This is a genomic window from Vreelandella sp. 2A-K22 (assembly GCF_054065485.1).
Genome location: NZ_JBSUGC010000001.1, coordinates 459,019 through 475,058, shown reverse-complemented (window position 1 = coordinate 475,058; position 16,040 = coordinate 459,019). Strand labels below are relative to the sequence as shown.

Here is a 16,040-nt window from a genome sequence, read left to right as displayed (position 1 = left end):
TCGACACTATGTCTCTTGGGAACACCTCCAACACAGCGGCTAAGCGCCGTAAAGCAGGGCTTCTGCGCGCGCTGACGCTGATCGCGATGGGTATTACGCCCGCGACCGCCTGGGCGCAAACGAGTGCTGACAATCAGTCTCTGGATACCGTCACCGTCACGGGCTCCGTACCGACCTATGGAGATACGCCACCTCCGGCTTTTGCCGGTGGCCAAATCGCGGCGGGTGGCCGAGTGGGCCTGATCGGTGAAAAGGACGCGATGGACGTGCCTTTCAACGTTATCAGTTATACCAGTGAGCTGATGGAGAACCAACAATCCCAAACACTGGGCGATACGCTTCAGAACGATGCCTCAGTATCGGTAGGGCTGGGCTTTGGCATCTATGGCGAAGCGTACAAAGTGCGCGGTTTTGACCTGAACGGTGACGACGTGGCTTATGGCGGCCTCTACGGTGTACTGCCACGACAAATCATCAACAGCAACCTTGCCGAGCGCGTCGAAGTCTTCAAAGGCGCCAGCGCCTTTACGTCAGGCATTCCCATCGGCGGGAGCGGCGGAATTGGTGGCACCATCAACATCGAGCCCAAGCATGCGGGGGATGACCCGATGCTCAATCTATCCAGTGGCTACCGCTCCGATGGCTACGGCGAAGTGGGCGTCGATGCTAGCCAGCGTTATGGTGATCAAAAGCAATGGGGGGCACGGGTAAGTGCCATGCGCGGCCGTGGTGACAACGCCATTGATGACGAAAACCAGCGCGATACCTCCTTTGTCGTTGGGCTCGACTACCGTGGAGATAAAGGCCGGATATTGTTCGATGTCGGTCATCAAAAGCTCACCCTGGATGGCGGCCGTTCAAGCGTCAACACCGGCGCGGCCACTCAGGTGCCCGCTGCGCCGGATTCCTCGTTGAACTACACCCCCTCTTTCGGTGGAACCGAGCTAGAAACCAATTTCGGCATGGTCAGAGGCGAATATGACCTCACCAACACCTGGACCGCTTTCGCGGCCTTGGGGGGTAACCGCACGCTCGAAGGCATCGTGTCGGCGACTCCGCGCCTTACCGATGACGCGGGTAACGCCAGTGTCAACGACTTCGAGACCAACAACCATATCGACAACGTCGCCAGCCAGGCGGGGCTTCGTGGGTATGTGTTGACCGGCCCGGTTAGCCATGACATCACCGTTGGCTACTCTAGCGCCTATCGCAAGTTCGACACGGACTGGAATTTCCTCGCGGCAGGCACGACCAACATCTACGATCCTGTCGATTTATCTCGCCCGGATGGCACGCCTTTCGTGGGGGGTAGCGTGACGCGCACACGCTCCCAAGGGGTCACGCTGAGCGATACGCTTGGATTCATCGATGACCGACTGTTGCTGACGCTGGGCGCACGCTATCAGGAACTCGAGATCGACGAACGTCCTAACGACGGCAGCAGCAATCGCTATGCCGATCGTCGGGTAACCCCCGCTGTCGGCGCGGTGTTCAAGACCACGGATAATATCTCGCTCTACGCCAACTACGTCGAAGCATTGCGGGATGGCGGCACGGTCACCGATACCACAGCGCTGAACTTTGGCCAGCACTTGGGCATTGCCCATGCCGAGCAGCAAGAGGTGGGCGCTAAGTTCGACTACGGCAACCTAGGCGGTGGCATTAGCCTGTTCCAGATCGAGCTACCCTCTGCAGCGGTCGTCGATGGCGTCGGCAACCTGGATAACGAGCAGCGTAATCGCGGCCTGGAGCTAAGCCTTTACGGTGAGCCGACGACAGGAGTGCGCCTGTTCAGTAGCGCGACCTGGATAGATGCCGAACTCACCAAAACACAGGATGGCAACGAAGGAAATGACGCCACGGGCGTTCCTGAGTATCGTTTTGTGCTTGGTGGCGAATGGGACACGCCCTTCGTCGAGCGTCTCACTGCCACTGGTCGCGTCCTGCACACGGGCTCGCAGTACGCCGATGTAGCCAACGACTTGGAGTTGGATTCCTGGACACGCCTCGATCTTGGCCTGCGCTACACCACGCCGGTCGGTGGCGCTGATTGGATCTGGCGCGCAGGCATCGACAACGTTACCGACGAAAATTACTGGTCAGGCGCCTCGACGTCCTTTGCGAATTATTTGATTCAAGGCGAACCGCGCACCTTCAAGCTTTCGGCGACCGTCGAGTTTTAAGTAACGCACCCTCTTTCCCGTTACCATGAGGGCGCTTCCTATGAAGCGCCCTCACTGTTTGCGGCACGCTTATATTAGACTTGCTTATTTTATGTATTACCGATTAGTCGCACGCTAGATGCTGACTATGACTACCTGAACTGGTGGATCTCTGGATGGCCCGGCGCCATCATGGCCCGCCAAGGCTATTACATTTCCACCCCAGAACTGACCCGCCCTCACTTATCCACTGCAGAGTGGGACTTTTGGTATAGCTGAAAACCTGCCGCTAAGAGCCTTCCGGGCCCTGATGGCACCGCTGATATGATTCATCGAGGCGAAATCCGCGACGGCGGAGACTACCAGACAAGAATGAGCCGTATCGCGGTGTGGAATACCGTCATGGATGAGCATAACTATTTGGTCAGGCGCTGGAATGATTTTATGTCGGCTTAAGCCTTGTGTTTGATCTAGCATTTAGCCTCCTCTCGCCCTCAGCCCTCATACTGGCAGCTAACAGTGTGATGACCATAAGTACATGACCTCGCCTTTTGGCTTTCAAGAGCTTACGCGGGGTTCGTGTTTGCTCCCCAGCTCCCATCTGATCAAGACTGCGTCGCGCCAACGCTAGAAAAATGTATGCCGTAATCAGCAGGCCACGAAGGAGCGTTGAAAAGAAAAGCTTACGAGCCTCAGCCTACTTCGGCAGCTTGTGCTAGGCTAATTTCAGTAGGAATTGGGCCGTGCCCGAAAGCTAAAAGGCAGCGTATAGCTATGCAGCCAAGACTGAAAACGACCCTGAGCGGTCATTAAATTTTACTCTGGCCTCAATTATTTATCTAACTGATAAAAAATGATTCAACTTTAGGTTGGAAGTAATACAAAACTGCGACGGCTGTAATAAAAAAATTTAAAACCAAATAAATAATCTTCAATAACGTGTAGCTGAATCTCGTAATTGAATTGATATTAGGTCCAAGGGGCAGAAACAAAAATGAAAATCCAATCAGTTCGTATAAAGAATTTTCGCACGCTCAAAGACGTGACTATTCCTTTTGACACCGTTACGACCTTTATTGGGCCGAACGGTGCAGGAAAATCAACAGTGCTACGTGCGTTAGATTGGTTTTTCAACGGCAAGTCTGGCTCGCTAACAGATAAAGATTGCTCATTTGGCGCAATCGACGAAGATATCGAGGTTCAGGTCACATTTTATGGCCTTACAGAGAAGGATCGTGAGGCGCTTGGCAAGTACGCGCCAGAAGATGTAACTACCTTCACTGCTTGGAAGTGCTGGTCTCCTGATGGTTCCGATGTGCTTTCTGCCAATGCGAAGGGATTTTTAGAATTTAATGTAATTAAAGCAGCTGGCAATGCCACAGCGAAGAAGGATTTGTATGCTGAACTACGACGCAGTAAACCAGAGTTAGAACTACCCGCAGCTACTACCGGCACAGCTGTTGAACAGGCGATGATGTCATGGGAGGCATCACACACAGATCAACTGGTTGATGCTCCCGAAGCCCTACAGACAAACTTTTTCGGTTTCAATAGTGGTGGCAAGATGAGCGGTCTTTTCGACTTTGTTTTAGTCACTGCTGACCTTCGAGCGAGCGAAGAATCGATTGATGGAAAGTCAAGTATCATCGCGAGAATCCTAGAGCGCTCAGTTGATCGTACTGCGGCGGATGAGGAAGTCGCCCAGATCGTAGAAGAAGCACGGTTAAAGCAGCAAGCGGTCTATTCAGATAAGTTTAAAACACAACTGGATGATATGACCCTACGGCTTAACAATGTTATTAGCTCTTACGCACCTGGGCGTGCTGTCACGATTTCTCCTTCTGAGGTGGAGCTTAAAGCTCCACGAACCACATTTGAGGTGGCGGTGCTTGATGGCGCAACCGAGACAGCTGTAGAACGACAAGGCCATGGCTTTCAGCGCACAATTTTAATATCAGCTCTCCAACTCTTAGCGCAGTCCGGTTCGGCGTCGGCAGAAGGAGTAATCTGCTTGGCAATTGAAGAGCCTGAACTATTCCAGCATCCCATTCAGGCGCAGGCGTTCGCAAAAGTACTACGATCACTCACTGAAGACGCCGATAAACGTATTCAAGTGACTTATGCAACTCATAGTCCTTACTTCCTTGAGGCGCGGCACTTTCATCAAGTCAGACGGTTAACAAGGACTTCTGATGAGACTCCAGTAGTCTCTGTTCATTACGCAACAGTTGCTAATGTAAAGGCCAAGCTGCACGGTATTGTGGATGCTGAAGTAGTCGATCGTAGGCTTGACCACAACATAGCTGATCAACTCTCCATAGCACTTTTCGCGAGCCGTGCATTCCTTGTGGAAGGTTCGACAGAATCATCTGTTTTTTATGGCATTGGTGATAGGGCTGCATCCGGTTCACTTGAAGCAGCTGGCATTTCGGTTGTTCCAGTAGGAGCTAAGACGTCTATTCCTCTCGCACATGCAATTCTGTCTTCGCTTGGCGTCCCTGTTTACGCACTTTTTGATGCTGATGGAGGAGCTGAAGCGCGAGGGAAGTCGAACGGGAAAAACCAAAAAAAGATCGATGACGAGCGAAACAATAATGCAAAGCAGAACCGTGCTGCATTGAAGTACTTTGGTCTAGCTGAAGAAGATTTCCCATCTTCTAAAGTGACTGATCAAGTAGCTATATTTGAAGATCATCTTGAAGTATTCATGCAGGCAAACTGGTCAGAATGGATTTCAGCTTGCGAAACAGTTGAAGCGGAGGCAGGTATAAGCCTTGCGAAGAATCAACTCGCATACCGGACGGCGACCCTTCAAGCCCAAGGAAACGTGCCAGAGATGCTTCTAAATATCTTGACTAAAGCGGAAGGTAAAGAACTATGCATGAAATAATCTTCCCACACTGTAGTAAGTCATTCAAGATAGATGAGTCCTGTCTATGCCGACATTCTATGAATTCAGGAAGTTAAAACATGACTAAAGGTAAATCCACAATGGCCGCAAAATTTGCGGTGTTCAAGAATGATTCCGACTCTGCTTCTTATTGATTTGTGCTCGCTTGCCTGGCAGGGAAATATAAGGGCTAAAACGATGGCGTTAAAAAAATGTCCGCTCTTGGCCGAAACAGGGATACTCATGCATAGTTGCTACCGACCCAAAGTGGTCGTTTTGGGACAGCGCTAGGCGCTCAAATTTTGGATATATAGACCAATGTTAGTTAATAAGCTCAAGGCGCATAAGCTTGTAACCGCCTTGGCTATTAGTCATTATACGAAAAACGTTATGGCGCGATCATTTAGTAGTAAGGCACGCCATCTAATACACCTGTTGAATGTGACATAGTGATGTTCAAAAAACCATTGACAGATTACTTTCCTGCCGCCGATCTCCCCATCGCGTCCATTGGCAATGAGTCGCCGGGAACAACCTTCCTAAGGGAAGTTGTTGAACTTTGTGACTCAGTTAATCATTGTTTGCGGTCGTTCTCACGGAAAAAGAATGGTGCGCTAACAAAAGATAGTGCTGATTCATATTCGCGAATTGCAAACTCCACTTTTGCACTAGTAATGAGTCATTTCGAAACATTCCAGAGGCGTCAGTTCTCCGACCTTATTGAGTGGCGGTTCATGTATGAGTGCCACTCCGAATCTGACTTAGCCAGGGCTCTTGATAAGATCGGCTGCAGAGTTACCATTTTGAGAACATTAGCCGGTGGAAATGCCTACGGTGACGCTGACTCTGGTGATGTTATTGCAGATTCAATGCCAGGATGGCATGACCCGTCCCGAGTGAATACTTACTTTAGAGCAGTGCTACCCACACACTGTTTTTATTCTGATTCTGCTTGCAAAGAGCTTCAGTTACTTTGGCAGCTACGTCACTCCATCGTTCATTGTGGCAGTGTCATTACCCCTGGAGATGCTCTGAAGGTGAGAGCGCTTAGTAGATATCGTAGCCGTGTTCTGCAGTTTGACGAGAAATTTTTCTCAGTGCTGGGTCGTCGACTGCATATTTTGACGCAAGCAATTCTAGACCCTTTGATATCCCATATCGAACCGCTCCTGATTAAGGACGACTTAGACACCGACGAAGACATAGAGCACATTCTGGGGCTGATAGCGGGTTATGAGTCCCCACGAATATCCTGGTTTCGATAATGTAGTAAAATGCAGCAGGCGCCTCTTGTTTAATATGATTTCTAATGAAAATAATTTTATTTCTGTCATGCATTTAAAACGAATTTCGCAGGCTGTATCTGTCGAACAAACGTACTGAAATACTTATCCAATCTTAGAATGGGCAGTCTAATAGCTGTTAAAAACCTTATGGCAAACAACAGAACGAAAGAGCGAATTGGGGTAAATCTTGTCCAAAGAATAGTCGAGACAGACTGGGAAAGTGGATGGCAAGAATATGCTGCTCAAAATGATGATGCTGTTGACGGAATCATCCTCATGCGAAAGGGAAGCAAGCATCAGGCTGATACTGGAGGGGTGGTATTTGTCCAGGTGAAATGCGGTGGTGACGGCTACCGTCAAGATCAGAAGCAATACCCGGATCATCTATGTATAAGTTTAGGTAAGGGATACCTGGAAAAACATTTACCTCGTTGGAAAAAAGTACCAGGGCCGGTTGTTCTAATCTTCGTGGACGACACGATATCTAGAAAGGCTCCACCTGCATGGTGGGTAGATTTGAGGAGTGATTGCATATCACCCACTAATCAGGGCTTAGTAATGATTCCGAAAAGCCAAAGATTTGGCCACCATGCTAAAGGCGATTTTCACTCGTTGTGTGGGCCAGGGCCTTCTGACCGCCAATTAATGACCATCAAGCTAAAGAGAGAAGATCAAGTACCTATCCAACTCGGACGTAATGAGTCGTTACGAAGCGATGCATGGGAGTTTTATAAACGTTGGCGTGAAGATCATGAAGCCTGTTTTCATGATGAGTTCGGTTTCATAGCTGTGAATCGAGTTGGCTGGAAGCATATCACGCGGATAGGTCGATCACCGGAGCGCATTGTTCAATCGTGGCTGTTATTAGGTGCGGCACGCCAGATGATCTTGCAGAATGCGAATACAGCCTATTTGGGGCATGCAAGAGTAGATCGATTACCGAGTGGCGCGACACGAATTGTGGACTACTTAGGGCTTCGGGCTAATGTCACTTTCCCCCATCGACACCAATCGGTAGTTCAAGTTGTTCTGAAGCGTCAGAGAATCCTCGACACAGATTATGGTGATCGGGAGAAACAGAAAGTATGGTTCTATTCAGTATATGAGCCGCGGAGAGGTATGCAGGCAGCATAAATATGGCGACCGTCTACAGCTGGAAAAGACTTGAGCGAAAAATCAGAATAAGTCTGATACGCCATCACTCTTCAGGGGCCATAGGGTCGCCACGAACAATCTTGCCAAATGGTGGCCCCTTTGCCAATTAAATTTTTAACAAAGTGATCGACTGACGACACTTTCGCTGCGCTCCGTCGGCGCACATTAACACTGGCTTTATGTCAGCATTGCCTTAAAGGCAGATTTTGGCCGATCGCAGCCAATACCAAAAAAAAGGGCCCACGATTTCTCGCAGGCCCTTTTTCTGATGTTTGGCGCGCCCGGCAGGATTTGAACCTGCGACCCTCGGCTTCGGAGGCCGATACTCTATCCAACTGAGCTACGGGCGCTTGTGGGTGCGTATCGTAACTGTGCCGGGGCGCTGTGTCCAGCCGTATGGCGCTTGAGTACCTTTAGTCAATTGACCGTTTTCCCTGGTGTGGTGCATGCTTTGGGAGCACTTCTGCACCTTAGTCCATTGGGAACACAATAATATGAAAACATTTGCACGTAGCACGCTGGCACTGGGCATCTCACTGGCGCTGGTAAGCGCCGCGAACGCCGCTGATTTTGCTGATATGGATCCCGTCACTCTGCGCCTGGCCCACGTGGTCAATGAGCAGGATGGCTTCCATATCGCCGCCACCAAATTTGAAGAGCTGGTGGAAGAGCGCACCGACGGCAAGGTAGATATCGAGATTTACCCCAACGCCACCTTGGGTGACGAACGCACGCTATTAGAGGGCATGCAGATCGGCACCGTGGATATGGGCGTGATTACCAACGGGCCGGTGGCCAACTTTGTCGAAGAGATGGCGGTATTCGAACTGCCGTTCCTGTTCCCCTCCCCGGAAGCCGCTTACGAAGTGCTCGATGGCCCGATTGGCCAGGAGCTGCTTGATAAGCTTTCTGAGGTGAACCTGAAAGGCATGGCCTACGCCGAACGCGGTTTCCGTAACCTGACCAACAGCGAGCGTGCCGTAAACTCGCCGGAAGATCTGGACGGCCTGCGTATCCGCGTGATGGAAAACCCGGTCTACACCGACACCTTCCGCGAGCTGGGCGCCAACGCGATTCCCATGGCGTGGACTGAAGCCCTCACCGCCATGCAGCAGGGCACCATTGATGGTCAGGAGAACCCGGTGAACGTCATTCACTCGTTCAACCTGGACGAAACCCAGAACTACATGACCCTCTCCCGCCACACCTACGCCCCGGCGATTTTTGTGATGGGTATGCCCGCCTGGAACCAACTGCCTGAAAACGCCCAAGAGGTACTGCTAGCAGCGGCACAGGAAGCAGCGGAGCATGAGCGCCAGGTGAACGCAGAGATGGAAAGCGAACAGCTGCAGGCCCTGCGCGATGCAGGCATGGAGATCAACGACGATCCCGATATGGAGGCCTTCCAAGCCGCCGTTGCGCCGGTATATGAGAAATACGGCGAACAGTTCGGTGATTACCTGCCGCGCATCCAGGAAGCACTCAAGTAATTCGCTTCCCATCGAGGCAAGCCCGACATTAGATACAGTGCTTTTACAGCAGGGGCTGAGGGCCGTTCCCGCGCCGGGACGGCCCTTCCAATCAAGAGACACGCCTGATGGCTGACACCACCCATACGAAGCTAGCGAACAGGCTCAATAAGATAAACCTCAATTTACTATTGGTTTTTCACACGCTGTATTGGAAAAGGAGTTTGACGCTCACCGCACAAGCGCTCTGCCTGACGCAACCGGCCGTTAGTCACTCGCTGAAAAAGCTCCGCCTATTAATGGACGACCCGCTTTTCATCAAGACATTGGACGGCATGCAACCGACCCCGCTTGCCCGGCAGATGGATGCAGCTGTAGCCAAAGGGCTGTTCTACCTTGATCAGGCAGTTCACAGTAGTAACGAGTTTTCGCCTGCCACATCAAAGCGGGAGTTTCGGGTCAGTTTGGTGGACTATGTCAGCCAACAGCTACAACCCAAGCTTATTCAGCACTGCTTGGAACACGCGCCAGATTTGTGTTTCAACATGCTCTCCACGCGCATCGCGAGCGCAGAAGGTGCTCAACAAGTCCTTCAAGAGCACGATATCGACCTGGCGGTGGTGCAGTTCGAAACCTTGCCGCTCACCTCGCATCATGAGTACCTGTTTGACGATGTGATTGGCTGTGTGGGTGATGCGACATTTCATGGCGAGAGTAGCGCCATTACCCTTGAGGCTTTTTTAAACTCCCCCCAGGTCGCTTTGTCCCATCGTGAAGACAGCCCGCTGTTAATTAATGAAAAACTGAGGGAGTTGGGGTTAGAGCGGAAAATCGTCGCCAAGACGCCCTACATCAATCCTCTGCAGGAAATATTGGCATCCACAGCACTGCTTTGTGTGGTGACAGAGAGCGCGGCCAGGGTCATTTGCCGCAACAATAGCTTGAAGTTCTACGCTCTGCCCCTGGACGTACCGGCGTTCAAAGTCTGCCTGTGCTGGGATGAAAGGAAGGATCACGATTCTGGCATACACTGGTTGCGGCAATTAACCCGGGAGCTGATGACACCAGCCCCCTCCGCCCTGGGCGACCCTTAATCAAACCGCCAAACTCACTCCACCGCCACGACTTTGCCTCGATTCAACAGTAGCTTGGGATCCAGTGCGACTTTCATGCGCTTCATTAAAGCGATCTCCTCGCTGGAGCGGGAAATACTGAGGTAATCGCGTTTTTCGAGACCAATGCCGTGCTCGGCAGAGATCGAGCCGCCGTACTCTTTTAGAGGCGAGTAAACCAATTGCTCGACTTGGCGGCGGCTCTGCGAGCTGTCGTCGCGCACCGTGATCATAATGTGCAGATTGCCATCTCCAAGATGGCCGAACACAATCATTTTACCTGTTTGGGGAAACTGCGCCTTGAGGTTTTGTTCCAGGGTATCAACGTACGCGTCCATATGGGGAATCGGCAGGCTGATATCATAGGAGAACATCGGCTTCAGCTCGTGCACCAGCACTTCGATATCCTCCCGGATCGCCCAGATGCCCTGGCGCTGGGCACCGGAACTGGCTAGCACGGCATCGGTGATCAAGCCGTCTTCCATCGCCTTTTGCAGAATCGCAGAGAAATGCTCCGCATCCTGGGCGTCATCTAGCCCCAGGGTTTCGATGATCGCGTAGAAAGGCGAGTCGTCGGCCAGCGGGGGCGCGTGCTTGCCGCTCTCGGTGGTCACCAGCTTGTAGTGGCTATTCCACAACGCCTCGAAGGCGCTAAGGCTATTGGCGAGCTCTTGGGAGACCCTGCGTAACAGCTGGGTCAAGGCATCGAAGGAGGGCACCGCAACCAATGCGGTTTGCTCGCTGGGCATATGTGGCTGCAGCCGGAGTACTGCGCGGGTGACGATACCCAGCGTGCCTTCGCTACCGATAAATAGCTGTTTGAGGTCATAGCCAGCGTTATTCTTGAGCATTTTGTTCAGCGAGCTGACCACGGTGCCATCGCTAAGTACGGCCTCCAGCCCCAGCACTTGCTGGCGCATCATGCCGTAGCGAATGACCCGTATTCCGCCCGCATTGGTGGCGATATTGCCGCCAATGGTGCACGAGCCCCGGGCGCCAAGGTCGAGCGGAAACTGCATATCGATCTCCGCCGCGGCTTCCTGCACACGCTGGAGCGTCACCCCAGCCTGAACCTGAATCGTAGAGCCGACTAGGTCGATCTCTTCGATCTGGTTCATCAGTTCCAAGGAAACCACCAGTTCCTCAGGGCTGGCTTCCCCACCGTGCACAATGCCGGTCATGCCGCCATGGGTCACCACCAGCTGGTCGGCCTGATAGCATAAGGCCATGACTTTGCTAAGCTGTTCGGTGTTGCGGGGCCTTACAATGGCTTTGGCACGACAGGGCGCCCCGGTAAACCAGTCGACGCTACGCTGGGAGACATCTTCACCGAGCAGCACGCCTTCTGGGCCGACTACCGCTACTAGGTCGTTAAGCAACTTATCCATTGGTTATTCCTGTTTTAGCTGGCGTTGCCATGGTTAGTAAGAAAATGGTTAGCAAGAACAAGGGCAGCAAGACTTAGCCACCGACTAAGCCTTACAATTACCTTCCAAGGCATTTAATCAATCGTAATGTTTGCAGGCTAGCGCTAACCATCACCACTCTCAAGCCCCAGATCTATAAAGATTTTTTGGATTATTATCGCGAATAGCGGAATGAAAATAAGTAATTTGCCCTGTTAGTTCGATGTGATATAGATGAAGCCCAATAAGACAATAAGAACAGCCACCACTAGGAGATAATGTGAATCACAACGCCCGCTTCACCGCTCACGCCGCATCCTGTTATACAAGTAAATTCAAACAGTTAAACTTGATATTGCTATGCGCTGGCCTGCTTGGTTTACCGCTAATGGCCCACGCCGAGGAAATAACGCCTACCAATCTGCGCTTAGCGACCGTGGTAAATACAGAAGATACTTACCATATCGCCGCCGAGCGGTTTCAGCAGTTAGTCAGCGAACAGACCGACGGCGCGGTCTCTGTCGAGATCTTCCCCAACGCTTCTCTGGGAGACGAGCGCACCATTCTGGAAGGCATGCAGATCGGCACTGTCGATATGGGCGTGATCACCAACGGGCCCGTGGCCAACTTCGTTGATGAGTTCTCAGTGTTTGAGCTGCCTTTCCTCTTCCCTTCCGCCGAATCTGCCTACTCGGTGCTGGATGGTGAGATCGGCCAGGAGATACTGGGTAAATTAGAGAATGTGAACCTTAAAGGGCTGGCGTTTGCTGAGCGCGGTTTTCGCAATATCACCAATAGCCAGCACGCGATTAATGCGCCCCAGGATCTCGAAGGCCTGACACTGCGCGTCATCGAGAACGAGGTCTATGTGGATACGTTCCGGGAACTCGGCGCCAATGCCGTGCCCATGGCCTGGACAGAAGCGCTGACCGCCCTGCAACAAGGCACGATTGATGGTCAGGAAAACCCGGTTAACGCCATCCATGCCTTTAACCTGGCGGAAACCCAGGACTACCTCACCATGACACGGCATATCTATGCGCCAGCGATCTTCATTATGAGTTTACCCGCCTGGAACGGCCTTCAAGAGGAGGTTCAGGAGATCGTGCTTGACGCCGCCAGCGAAGCTTCTAGCTATGCCAGAGAACAAAATGCCATCATGGAAGCCGAGCAGTTAGCCGAATTAGCTGAGGCAGGTATGGAAATTAATGAGTCGCCCGATATCGCCGCATTTCAGGAAGCCGTTGCCCCGGTGTATGAAAAGTATGGTGATCAGTTCGGCGACTATCTGCAACGCATCCAGGAGGAAGTGAAGTAAGTGCCCACTCACACGCACCCATTGGTAATGTTGCTACAGCGTACTGAACGCTTTCTGGACGCCATTCTACAGCCCGTGGTCTTTGCGGGCATGGCGGCGCTGATTGGGGTGATTACCCTGCAGATCGTCTCTCGTGTGCTATTCACCGCCGTCGGCTGGACTGAAGAGGTCGCCCGCTTTCTGCTGGTGTGGATCACCTTCTTAGCCGGCACCTTGGCGTTTCAGCGCGGGCGGCATATTGCCGTGACCTTTGTGGTGGATGCCCTGCCCGGCCGCCTGCGCCAAATCGCACGTATTGCCGCCCTGCTGGTAGTGCTGGCGTTCATGATCACGCTGATCGTTATCGGCTACCGCTATATGCAGGTACAGAGCTTTCAGAAATCCGCCTCGCTGCGGCTTTCGATGACCTACGTCTACGCGGTGATGCCGATCTGCGCAGCGATTATGGCGTGGTATGCGCTGGTCGATATCATCGAGCTGCTGATTAACGGTGAAACCTCCCAACCCCAGGAGGAGTCGCTATGACGCTGCTGCTGTTTGGGCTGTTCTTCCTGTTTATGCTGCTGGGCGTGCCAATTGCCTTTGCGATTGGCGCCAGCACGCTCTATGCGCTCTATCAATCCGGCGTGCCGCTGATGGTGGTCACCCAGCAGATGTTCCAGGGCATCAACTCCTTTGCCCTGGTGGCGATCCCGATGTTTATCCTCGCTGGGGATTTAATGGCCCAGGGTAAGGTGAGCGAGAAGCTGGTCAGCTTTGCCGATTCGCTGGTCGGTTTTATGCGCGGCGGGCTCTCGGTGGTCTCGGTGATGGCGGGCATGTTCTTTGCGGCAATCTCCGGTTCTGGCGCCGCGACCACCGCAGCGGTGGGTTCCAGTCTGGTGCCTGAACTAAAACGCAAAGGCTATGACCCGGCCTCAGCAGCCAGCTTGATCGCCGCCAGCGGTACCATCGGGGTGGTGATCCCGCCCTCGGTGCCGATGATCATCTACGCGGTGATTGCTCAGCAGTCCGTTTCCAAGCTGTTTTTAAACGGTTTTTTGCCGGGTTTGGCGATGGGGTTAGGATTAATGACCATTGCCATTGCTCAAGCCTATAAGCGCCAGTACCCCAAAGGTACGCCACTCTCGCTGGCAACCATCTGGACGACCTTTAAAGACGCCAGTTGGGGATTGATGACGCCGGTAATTATCCTGGGTGGTATCTTCTCGGGCATCTTCACCCCTTCAGAGGCGGCCGTGGTGGCGGTGAACTACGCCATGCTGGTATCACTGTTTGTGTATCGTGACCTAACCCTGCCGCAGGTTTATAAGCTGCTGATCCGTTCAGCGATGACCACCGCGGTGATTATGCTGGTGATTGCCATGTCGGCGGTGCTGAGCTGGACGCTGTCTAGCTGGCAAGTGCCGGGGGCGATTGCCCAGGCCGTGCTGTCGCTCTCTACCAACCCTTATGTGATTATGCTGCTGATCGTGGGGATTATTCTGCTCACTGGGGTGTTTATTGAGACCGCCAGTGCGCTGATTATCCTCACCCCGGTGCTGTTGCCGTTGGTGCTGCAGCTGGGGATTGATCCGATCCACTTTGGTTTGATTATCGTGGTGGGGCTCTCCATCGGTATGATTACCCCACCGGTGGCGATCAACCTCTATGTGGCCTCATCAATCACCCAGCTACCGCTGGAGCGCATTACCCGCGCAATCATCCCTTACCTGCTGGGGCTCATCGGGGTGCTGCTGTTAGTGGTTTACGTGCCGATTATGTTGGGTTGGTCGGGTGGTTAAGCCAGCGTTTGCACTTTTTAAAGAGAGCCTTATTGGCTCTCTTTTTAAGGTGGCGCTTATCTGGCCTCAGTGCATTCATCTTGAATTCAAATAAGAAGTTCACATTGAATGTTCGCCAGCTTGGCACGACTTTCGAAACTGTCCCGGTGTTACTTCAAAGAGCTGGAAAAAACAGCTGCGAAAATGAGAGATACTCACAAAACCGGTGGCAACTGCCACTTCGGCAACGGGCTTGTTAGTTTGCTGAAGGAGCTGGCGCGCACGCGTTAGACGAAGTTCCATATAGTATCGAGAAGGGCTAGCATTAACGTAATTACCAAACATACGTTCTAACTGGCGTCTCGAAATATTAACCCAATTAGCTATTTCGGATATGGATAAAGGCTCTTCAATATTATTTTTCATCAATTGCAGCGATATTTTCAATTTTTCTGGCAGAGTGAGGTTTTGATCGACACCTATCGTTGAAATATCTGGGGAGTCTAAGCCCTTATCACAGCTAAGCATTTCTTCAACTGCACTGACCACCTCATTGCCACAATCAGTTCTGACTACTTCAAGCATCATGCTCAATGAGCTACTCGCCCCGGCACAGCTGATACGATTACGATCCACAATAAAGCTACGGCTAGATACCGATACATCCCAGAACTGCTCTGCCATCATCGCGCGGCCATCAGGATGATAAGCACACTGGTAGCCGTTCAATAATCCTGCCTCTGCAAGGAAGTAGGCGCCGTTCCATAACCCTCCTAACATCATGTCTTTGCTGTCGGCATGCCTCAGTTTGCTGCGCAGTAGGAGGGTTGTTTTAGGAAGTACACGCAGGCCACCGCATACAATCAACACATCAATATTGAGGCTTGTAGCATCGAACTTGTCTAACGAATAATCCGCGGCCACCTCAATACCTAAGTCAGAAACCGTTGCAGGTGCCTCGCTACCCACCACCAAGACCTCATACATCGTAGTAGATTGCATTAAATTCGTTGTAACGAGTGCATCCACAGCGCCAGTGAAAGCCATCATTGAAAAATTCTCTAGCAGTATAAAAGCTACTTTTTTTGTTATCTTAGGCTTCCCTAAAGAGTCAGTCGAAGAAATGTAAGCCATGTTTTTATTTTTCAATATGCTTGAGAATTTATCCTTCATGATGAACCTCAATTTTTTAAGTCATAGTTATTGTTAAGCAAAAATCACGCCATGGAAAAATAAACCAATAAAATCAGGATAATTAGAATTCACCAACACCACAAGATCTCAAACCCAACCATGTAAAACCTGCCCAACCTTGTATCAAGTTGAACAATTTACACGAACCCTACATGGCTGGTTAAAAAGTAAAAAATAGTTATATTATTTAAATACCTTATAGTAAAAGTACGAATTTCAGCCGTACTAGCCAATCGAGTATTACATCAGTCGGCTTTCACTGAACTTTTCGATATCGCACTGGGT

Annotated in this window: 11 protein-coding genes and 1 tRNA gene; 9 read left to right on the top strand and 3 right to left on the bottom strand. The window is 51.6% G+C overall.

The window, feature by feature from the left end; translation table 11 throughout:
- Nucleotides 1-8: 8 nt before the first annotated feature.
- The 4 genes from ACW17M_RS02225 to ACW17M_RS02210 all read left to right on the top strand — a co-directional run bounded on the left by ACW17M_RS02225 (nucleotide 9) and on the right by ACW17M_RS02210 (nucleotide 7,472).
- Entirely contained in the window at nucleotides 9-2,183 is a 2,175-nt protein-coding gene (locus ACW17M_RS02225) for a TonB-dependent receptor (RefSeq protein WP_457546836.1), read from the top strand.
- Nucleotides 2,184-2,486: 303 nt separating this feature from the next.
- Nucleotides 2,487-2,618 (top strand): hypothetical protein, encoded by a 132-nt coding sequence (locus ACW17M_RS02220; RefSeq protein ID WP_457546835.1) that lies wholly within the window; start codon nucleotides 2,487-2,489, stop codon nucleotides 2,616-2,618.
- 538 nt (nucleotides 2,619-3,156) lie between these two features.
- Nucleotides 3,157-5,052 carry an ATP-dependent nuclease gene (locus tag ACW17M_RS02215; RefSeq protein ID WP_457546834.1) on the top strand — a complete coding sequence of 632 codons (1,896 nt, stop codon included), beginning with the start codon at nucleotides 3,157-3,159 and terminating at the stop codon, nucleotides 5,050-5,052.
- Nucleotides 5,053-6,485: 1,433 nt separating this feature from the next.
- Nucleotides 6,486-7,472 carry a DUF4365 domain-containing protein gene (locus tag ACW17M_RS02210; RefSeq protein WP_457546833.1) on the top strand — a complete coding sequence of 329 codons (987 nt, stop codon included), beginning with the start codon at nucleotides 6,486-6,488 and terminating at the stop codon, nucleotides 7,470-7,472.
- A 294-nt stretch (nucleotides 7,473-7,766) separates the two neighbouring features.
- On the opposite strand, the gene ACW17M_RS02205 is transcribed toward ACW17M_RS02210, so the two are convergent.
- A tRNA-Arg gene (locus ACW17M_RS02205) sits at nucleotides 7,767-7,843 on the bottom strand.
- Between the two features lie 144 nt (nucleotides 7,844-7,987).
- Here ACW17M_RS02205 and ACW17M_RS02200 point away from each other — a divergent pair.
- Together ACW17M_RS02200 and ACW17M_RS02195 are read left to right on the top strand one after the other, a co-directional pair.
- Nucleotides 7,988-8,983: a TRAP transporter substrate-binding protein gene (locus ACW17M_RS02200; protein WP_022521381.1), complete on the top strand. Its 996-nt coding sequence runs from the start codon at nucleotides 7,988-7,990 to the stop codon at nucleotides 8,981-8,983.
- A gap of 107 nt (nucleotides 8,984-9,090) precedes the next feature.
- Nucleotides 9,091-10,056, top strand: a complete 966-nt coding sequence (locus tag ACW17M_RS02195) for a LysR family transcriptional regulator (RefSeq protein WP_457546832.1) — start codon at nucleotides 9,091-9,093, stop codon at nucleotides 10,054-10,056.
- A 14-nt stretch (nucleotides 10,057-10,070) separates the two neighbouring features.
- Here the strand turns inward: ACW17M_RS02195 and ACW17M_RS02190 are convergent, their stop codons facing one another.
- Entirely contained in the window at nucleotides 10,071-11,462 is a 1,392-nt protein-coding gene (locus tag ACW17M_RS02190) for an FAD-binding oxidoreductase (RefSeq protein ID WP_457546831.1), read from the bottom strand.
- A gap of 298 nt (nucleotides 11,463-11,760) precedes the next feature.
- On the opposite strand from ACW17M_RS02190, the gene ACW17M_RS02185 reads away from it, so the two are divergent.
- The 3 genes from ACW17M_RS02185 to ACW17M_RS02175 are packed head-to-tail and all read left to right on the top strand — an operon-like array spanning nucleotide 11,761 to nucleotide 14,582.
- Nucleotides 11,761-12,798: a TRAP transporter substrate-binding protein gene (locus ACW17M_RS02185; RefSeq protein ID WP_190374341.1), complete on the top strand. Its 1,038-nt coding sequence runs from the start codon at nucleotides 11,761-11,763 to the stop codon at nucleotides 12,796-12,798.
- A gap of 27 nt (nucleotides 12,799-12,825) precedes the next feature.
- The gene (locus ACW17M_RS02180) at nucleotides 12,826-13,323 is read left to right on the top strand and encodes a TRAP transporter small permease (RefSeq protein ID WP_141441498.1); all 498 of its coding nucleotides are present in this window, start codon (nucleotides 12,826-12,828) and stop codon (nucleotides 13,321-13,323) included.
- Nucleotides 13,320-14,582, top strand: coding sequence for a TRAP transporter large permease (locus ACW17M_RS02175; protein WP_457546830.1), 1,263 nt, complete (start codon nucleotides 13,320-13,322; stop codon nucleotides 14,580-14,582). Before ACW17M_RS02180 ends, ACW17M_RS02175 begins: the two co-directional genes overlap by 4 nt.
- A gap of 99 nt (nucleotides 14,583-14,681) precedes the next feature.
- Here the strand turns inward: ACW17M_RS02175 and ACW17M_RS02170 are convergent, their stop codons facing one another.
- Entirely contained in the window at nucleotides 14,682-15,734 is a 1,053-nt protein-coding gene (locus tag ACW17M_RS02170) for a GlxA family transcriptional regulator (protein WP_400669517.1), read from the bottom strand.
- Nucleotides 15,735-16,040: the final 306 nt, after the last annotated feature.

Excerpts from the sequence above, each read along its gene's own strand:
- ACW17M_RS02210 (WP_457546833.1), top strand. The coding sequence starts at position 6,486 with ATGGCAAACAACAGAACGAAAGAGCGAATTGGGGTAAATCTTGTCCAA.
- ACW17M_RS02225 (WP_457546836.1), top strand. The coding sequence starts at position 9 with ATGTCTCTTGGGAACACCTCCAACACAGCGGCTAAGCGCCGTAAAGCA.
- ACW17M_RS02175 (WP_457546830.1), top strand. The coding sequence starts at position 13,320 with ATGACGCTGCTGCTGTTTGGGCTGTTCTTCCTGTTTATGCTGCTGGGC.
- ACW17M_RS02180 (WP_141441498.1), top strand. The coding sequence starts at position 12,826 with ATGTTGCTACAGCGTACTGAACGCTTTCTGGACGCCATTCTACAGCCC.
- ACW17M_RS02200 (WP_022521381.1), top strand. The coding sequence starts at position 7,988 with ATGAAAACATTTGCACGTAGCACGCTGGCACTGGGCATCTCACTGGCG.
- ACW17M_RS02195 (WP_457546832.1), top strand. The coding sequence starts at position 9,091 with ATGGCTGACACCACCCATACGAAGCTAGCGAACAGGCTCAATAAGATA.
- ACW17M_RS02190 (WP_457546831.1), bottom strand. The coding sequence starts at position 11,462 with ATGGATAAGTTGCTTAACGACCTAGTAGCGGTAGTCGGCCCAGAAGGC.
- ACW17M_RS02215 (WP_457546834.1), top strand. The coding sequence starts at position 3,157 with ATGAAAATCCAATCAGTTCGTATAAAGAATTTTCGCACGCTCAAAGAC.
- ACW17M_RS02220 (WP_457546835.1), top strand. The coding sequence starts at position 2,487 with ATGATTCATCGAGGCGAAATCCGCGACGGCGGAGACTACCAGACAAGA.
- ACW17M_RS02170 (WP_400669517.1), bottom strand. The coding sequence starts at position 15,734 with ATGAAGGATAAATTCTCAAGCATATTGAAAAATAAAAACATGGCTTAC.